A 1398-nucleotide genomic window follows, 5' to 3' on the forward strand; every position below is an offset into this window, starting at 1 on the left:
CAATCTTTGTTTTGCTGCCTGCTTGTGCTCTCTGAGCAAATGGTTCACCTCAACGATCCGGTTGCCTTGTCCGCTATGACACACGCCCCGCATGGGACAGTTATGGCAGTTCTGTGCCTGGTAGCGGCTGATCAGTTGTACATAGCCCGATGAGGTTATCCTTTGCCCGTCACCAATATGCGCCATCCGCTGCCCCATAGGACAAACCAAATAATTCTCCTGTTCATTGTAGTGCAGGCTGTCGTTACTGAATGACTTGATGCCTTCCTTTTGTTCCTTATCGAATGTATTGTACTTGATATAGGCTTCGATGCCCTTTTGCTGTAAGATGCCGTAGTTCTCGTCCGAACCGTAACCTGCATCCGCCACAATGGCTTCGGGTAAGGTTTGATATAAGGTTTCGTATTGGTCTATGTGAGCGGGTAGGGTTTGGTAATCGGTAGAAGTTTGGTGCAGGGTGTAGTTAAGAATGAACTGCTCTTGTGTAGATATCTGTAAGTTATAACCCGGTTTAAGCTGCCCGTTCAGCATGTGGTCTTCCTTCATCCGCATAAACGTGGCATCAGGATCGGTCTTGCTATAGCTGTTACGGCCAGCTAACAGCCTTCCTGCTCCTGATAACGTTCCAGGTTGGCAGGCCAGTTCTTTTTAGCATAGTTCAGCTTTTGCTTTACTTTTTTATCTACATCCTCTTTATCGTCCAGGGCCGCGTTGATCTTCGAGATCGTTTCTTTTACTTTCTCGGGGTTGATCTCGCTGTATGCCAGAGGTGCGGTATCTTTCAACTCTTCCTTTGCGATATCCTGGGCATATTGCCACAGTTCGTCCAGCTGGCTTTTGATCTTTTCTTTACTGTTCCTGATGCTTTTGCCCCACACAAAAGTGTATTTGTTGGCTGTAGATTCTATCTTCGTCCCGTCGGTGAACACGGCTTCTTTCAGTGAAACGATCCCTTCGGCTGCCAGTAACTGTACGATCTGTGAGAAGATCTGTTTTAAAACACCCGAAAGCTTCTCGCTGCGGAAACGGTTGATCGTGTTATGGTCGGGCTTTTTCATCCCTAAAAGCCACATAAAGTGCACATTCTGCTGTGCCTGTTCTTCCAGTTTGCGGCTGGAATAGGTGTTGGTCAGGTAACCATAAACCAGTAGTTTCAGCATCAGACGTGGGTGGAAACTCGAAGCGCCACCTCCCTTATACTTCCGGTTGATCGGCTTTAAATCTACTCATCGACAACCTGTTTAACTATCCGTACCGGGTGACCCGCCGGTACCAACTCCTCCAGTTTGTACGGCAGAAATGTCAATTGGTCGGGGTCATATGGTTTAAAGACTACTTTCGCTCCCATGACTTTAAGTTACCAAAATCGCATTAAATAACAAAAAGGCTGCCCCACTT

General features: G+C 47.1%; 2 protein-coding genes. Both read right to left on the reverse strand.

Annotated features, from left to right (window positions below; all coding sequences use genetic code 11):
* Window positions 1-642 (reverse strand): transposase (locus tag E2R65_RS19460; RefSeq protein ID WP_317131557.1); only part of this gene is annotated, 642 nt, incomplete at its 3' end.
* Window positions 597-1211 (reverse strand): transposase, encoded by a 615-nt coding sequence (locus E2R65_RS19465; RefSeq protein ID WP_134338167.1) that lies wholly within the window; start codon window positions 1209-1211, stop codon window positions 597-599. The genes E2R65_RS19465 and E2R65_RS19460, both read right to left, overlap by 46 nt.
* Window positions 1212-1398: the final 187 nt, after the last annotated feature.

Origin of the sequence: Mucilaginibacter phyllosphaerae, assembly GCF_004378255.1 — a bacterium.
Classification (GTDB): Bacteria; Bacteroidota; Bacteroidia; order Sphingobacteriales; family Sphingobacteriaceae; genus Mucilaginibacter; species Mucilaginibacter phyllosphaerae.